This window comes from Chthonomonas sp., assembly GCF_035294165.1.
Classification (GTDB): domain Bacteria; phylum Armatimonadota; class Chthonomonadetes; order Chthonomonadales; family Chthonomonadaceae; genus Chthonomonas.
Genome location: NZ_DATGLN010000269.1, coordinates 1 through 4943 on the forward strand (window position 1 = coordinate 1; position 4943 = coordinate 4943).

General features: G+C 53.6%; 5 protein-coding genes. 4 read left to right on the forward strand and 1 reads right to left on the reverse strand.

Annotated features, from left to right (window positions below; translation table 11 throughout):
• Positions 1–1275: MiaB/RimO family radical SAM methylthiotransferase (locus tag VKV29_RS15235; RefSeq protein WP_324202174.1), on the reverse strand; the 1275-nt coding region annotated here is incomplete at its 3' end.
• A 153-nt stretch (positions 1276–1428) separates the two neighbouring features.
• Here VKV29_RS15235 and VKV29_RS15240 point away from each other — a divergent pair.
• The 4 genes from VKV29_RS15240 to VKV29_RS15255 form a co-directional block, all read left to right on the forward strand.
• Positions 1429–2148: an MgtC/SapB family protein gene (locus VKV29_RS15240; RefSeq protein WP_324202175.1), complete on the forward strand. Its 720-nt coding sequence runs from the start codon at positions 1429–1431 to the stop codon at positions 2146–2148.
• A gap of 69 nt (positions 2149–2217) precedes the next feature.
• Positions 2218–3003: an enoyl-ACP reductase gene (locus VKV29_RS15245; protein ID WP_324202176.1), complete on the forward strand. Its 786-nt coding sequence runs from the start codon at positions 2218–2220 to the stop codon at positions 3001–3003.
• A gap of 14 nt (positions 3004–3017) precedes the next feature.
• Entirely contained in the window at positions 3018–4121 is a 1104-nt protein-coding gene (locus VKV29_RS15250) for an alanine--glyoxylate aminotransferase family protein (protein WP_324202177.1), read from the forward strand.
• Positions 4122–4151: 30 nt separating this feature from the next.
• On the forward strand, positions 4152–4943 hold a 792-nt coding region (locus tag VKV29_RS15255; protein WP_324202178.1), incomplete at its 3' end, for a hypothetical protein.

Genomic DNA, 4943 nt, shown 5'->3' on the forward strand with positions numbered 1-4943 from the left:
TCCAAGTAGACCTGCAGATTCCTCTTTTGTGGGAGGAAGCGTTTCGTTCTCCGAAGAGGGTTCTACTGGAGCTCCTCTTCCTTCCACAAGAACCTCCATGGTGCGGCCGAGGTAGCGTTGGATGAACTGCTTTTGGGTTTCACGACATAGCGCGATAAGTTCCTGACTACGAGCCTCCTTTTCGGCGTCGCTAACCTGGTCGGGCATAGCGGCTGCTGGCGTGTTGGGGCGTGGCGAGTATCGGAAGACGTGAGCACGGGCGTAGCCTACTTCACGGGCGACGAAGAGCGTCTGTTCAAAATCCGTACGGTCTTCTCCTGGAAAACCAACCATGATGTCGGCGGTTATGGCCAAGTCAGGGATGCGGGCTTTGGCGGCAGCACAGCGTTCCAGGTAGAAGCGCTGATCATAAGGCCGGTTCATGGCCGAAAGAATTTTATCGGAGCCGCTTTGCAGGGGAATGTGCAGATGCGGACACAATTTTGACTCCGATACAAAAGCTTCAAGGAGCCGATCGGTAATTTGGGTAGGCTCTATGGAAGAGAGTCGAATCCGTCGGATACCCTCGACTTGAGCCAGTGTCAGAAGGAGATCGGCTAGATCGGGACGTTGATAAGTACGATTGGGTGTCCAGGCCGTGCCGCGCGGCAGGCCTTCGGAACGCCCTGCGAAGCCCGGCTCTTGACCGTAGGCCCCCACAAGAACGCCGGTGATAACAATCTCGGTAAAACCCTGTTCCGCCAGCGTCTCCACCTCGGAGAGGATCTCGTTCATCGGTCGAGAAACCATTTTGGTTCGGGTATAGGGGATGGAACAGAAGGTGCAAAAGACATCGCAGCCGTCCTGAACCTTGATGGTCGCGCGTGTACGGCGATGGAGGGGAGGCGCTATTGAGGATGGCGATTGGTTGCTCGGCAGGGTGGCGCGAAGCTCCGGGAACGCCTCAAGGAGATAATTAAGAGTTTGCATCTTATGGGGATTGGGAACGATCAGGTCGGCCTCTTCGATAGCTTCTCTCTTGATGCGTGCCATCTCTGCATAGCAGCCGGTCATAACGACAATGGCGTTAGGATTGAGTCGGCGCGCCCGCCGGATGGTATTTCGCGATTTTCTTTCGGCTGCCTGCGTGACGGAGCAGGTGTTAATGACATAGATGTCGGCGGGCCGATGGAACTCGGTTATGGCGAATCCATGGCGTTCGAAATCGGCGATGATGCGCTGTGTTTCGTACTGATTGACCTTACATCCCAATGTCATAAAGGCTGCAATCGGCATGGGCTTTCAAAGCATTCCTTTAAAGCAGGAGGTTCGAGAGAGTTTGTGTAACATTTTACTACATACAGCGCCGTTTCCGTCTTTGGTTCCGGTGATGAGGGGAGGGCGCCTCAGATAGCTTGTTGTTGACCAACTCAATAAAAGGAGGGTGTGATGGAGTCAGAGAGGTTTTTTGGATTCTATATCCCGTCTCAGACGATGTGGGGGCAGGTAATTGCGCTACTGTTATCCGTGATCGTGGGGGGTGTGATCGGTTTCGAGCGAGAACGACGTGGTCAACCGGCCGGCCTGCGCACGCATGCGCTTGTATGCTCAGGAGCGGCTCTCATCGCGATTGTTTCCCAGGGATACGGTAATGGCCTTGCAGGACGTATACAGGACAGCCCTGCCCGTGTGGCGGCTAACGTGGTGGTGGGCATAGGGTTTTTGGGAGCCGGGGCCATTGTGCGTGAGGGAATGAGCATTCGAGGACTCACTACTGCCGCAAGTATTTGGGTGGTTGCCGCGATGGGAATGGCTATTGGAACCTCTCCGCGACTCGGTGAGGTGGCTTGCATTTGCTTTGTCATCGTATTGACCACGCTTACCCTGTTAAATCGTTTCGAGCAAGCTCTAAAGCTGAAGGGGCGTTTTCGTGAAATGGAGATAAGCGTGAATCCGGTAGTGCTTCGGCCGAATAGGCTGTTTCAAATTCTGGAGGAGCACCACATCAGGGTTCTATCGTTTCAGTTAGAAACGCAGAAAGGTGCGCAAGGCGAGCCATTGACACAGGTTCGATTACGAGTTCGTGTGCCCGATGACTTCGATCTTGTGGCTTTTCAGCAGTATATGGTGAATCTCAGTGGTATGGTGAGCTGTATGGTAGAGGCTTGAGGGAGATTTCGGGTAGAATGGCCGATAGTCTAGACGGGAAAATCTAAAAAGGTCGTCAAGGAGTTAAGAATGTCTCAGTTGATGGAGGGAAAGCGCATTCTCGTGACGGGAGTGCGCAATGAATGGAGCATTGCATGGGGTGCTGCGCGTGCTTTGAGACGTGAGGGAGCCTCGCTGGCCTTTTCCGTGATGGGCGATCGTGAAGAGAGAAATGTTAGAAAACTTCTCGAAGAGGAAGGGCTGGAGGCACCAATCTTTCAATGCGATGCTTCGGAAGATGGGCAGATTGATGCGCTATTTGAACAAGTTGGACGCCATTTTGATGGAGCTCTTGACGGCTTTGTTCACTCCATCGCTTTTGCCAAAAAGGAGGAACTCGCCGGGGAATATATTAACACCTCTCGTGAAGGGTTCGTTTTAGCCCATGATCGAAGCGTCTACACATTGGTGCGGATGGCGCGTGCCGCAAGACCATTGATGCAAGCGGCAGAAGGTGGAGGAATTGTCACGCTTACCTATTTAGGTGCTGAGCGAGTGGTGCCGAACTATAATGTCATGGGGGTCGCGAAAGCCGCACTAGAGGCGAGCGTGCGTTATCTTGCAGCAGATTTAGGCCCCGATCAGATTCGGGTGAATGCAGTGTCGGCCGGGCCTATCAAAACCTTAGCCGCCTCGGCCATAGCGGGGCTAGACGCGATGTTGCAGCGTGTGGAGCAGACCGCCCCGTTACGAAGAAGAGTCACCACAGACGAGGTAGGGGATACTATCTTGTTTTTGCTTAGTCCTCTCGCAAGAGCGGTAACCGGCGAGGTTATCTATGTAGATTGTGGCTACCACATTATGGGCATGGTCTAGCGGAAAGGAGTCGCATGAAGAGAACGCCTTTACCGAGAGTGTTGTTAGGGCCTGGGCCGAGCAGTATTAGCCCAAAGGTGCAAGAGGCTTTAGGGCAGGCTCCAATAGGTTATCTTGATCCGGAACTTTTCGAGATCACGGATAGGATACGTGCGCGTTTACGGACCGTGTTTGGAACGCAAAATGCGTTTACGATACCCTTAACGGGCACGGGCATGGCAGGTATGGAGTGCTGTTTTGCTAACCTTATTGAACCTGCCGATAAGGTGGTCATAGGGATTCATGGCTTTTTCGGAGAACGCATGGCCGAGATCGCACGGCGTTTAGGGGCCGAAGTCATAACCGTGCAGGCCGAATGGGGGGAGGCAATAGAGCCTGAAGCGATCGCTAATGCCCTCGCATCTGCAGGCAAAGTTAAGCTTGTCGCCTGTGTTCATGCAGAGACCTCTACTGGCATCTGCCAGCCTTTGGAGGAGATCGCGAAACTGGTTAGGGAGCACGACTCCCTGTTTTTAGTAGATACGGTGACTTCATTGGGCGGGATGCCTGTGGAGGTAGATCGTCTAGGGATAGACGTGAGCTATTCTGGAACACAAAAATGCATTGGAGCCCCTTCGGGCATCTCACCGATCACCGTTTCTGAACGCGCATGGGAGGTGAGGCAACGGCGGCGAGCGCCAGTAGAATGGTACTTCGACTGGTTATTGCTAAGGGATTATTACGATTCACCTCATGCCTATCACCACACCGTGCCGGTAAATCTGCTCTACGCTCTTGACGCAGCTCTTGAGGAGATCGAAGAGGAGGGCCTGGAGGCGCGCTGGCAGCGTCACGCTGCTGTGAGTGCGCTTTTGAGAGAGCAACTCAGGGAGTTAGGTGTCGAGCCGTTCGGATGCTCCGCCAATCGGCTGCCCACATTAAATGCCTTTTGCGTGCCTGATGCCGTTGATAATGAGGCACATGTGCGGGCAAAATTGCTTCAAGACTATGGAATCGAGATAGGGGGAGGCTTGGGCAAGTTAAAAGGTAAGATTTGGCGAATCGGAACGATGGGCAGCTCTGCCACGCCCCGTAACGTTTTGCTGCTATCTGCGGCCTTAAGAACCGTATTGAATTAGCAGAGCGATCGTTTAGGAGATGATATAGATATGCCACTTTTTCCGGCTGAAGCCGTTTCACCTGCGGATGCGCCGGCGCGCATGCGGCTGACACGCGAGCTTGGAACCCGCCGTTTATTGACTATTTTCGTCGCCCTCCTTGCCGTTTGGTATGTTTCGGGCCAGATACAAGATCACTTCCTTCTTTCTCGGCGTTGGCCTCCACTCCAGCCCGATGTGAACGGTTTAACCGTTGTGGGGGCACTGAACCCACATACAGACTACGACCGGAACTACTTTAAAATCTTTACGGAGAATACCGCATCGAGGGTCTGTTTGACGGAGTACGGTTGGAACTCGATTTTCGATCCTCGTAATGGCCCTATGTGCAGCCCGCAAGTAGCGGGGGCGATTAAGGCCGCGCTGCAGGTTAACGACCGGGCTGGATATGCCATGTTAGCCCCTTATATTCGCGCAGCCGTTCGTTTTCTTGAGGGCGATAGGAACGCTTTCAAGGAGATCAGCCCCGATCAGACAATAACGGTTCTGCCTGACAGAGAAGGTGGCAAGCCAACGACAACAACCTTAGCTGCGCTGATCAAGAAATACAGCGGAAATGGGGATCCTGGCACGATGGCTTCAACCGAGGAAGAAGGCAACCAGAGTGCAAGTGGGAGAAGTGTGGAAGATGTGATCACGCTCACACCCGATGTGGCGGCGGAGACTCTTCCGGTGGTACTGACAGGGAAGATGTTTACCAGTGCCCAGCTAGAGGAGCAGCCTCCAACGTTGTTGGTAGGTCCCTCCTATACGGTCTCCTTACACTTAACTCCGGAGGGGCGT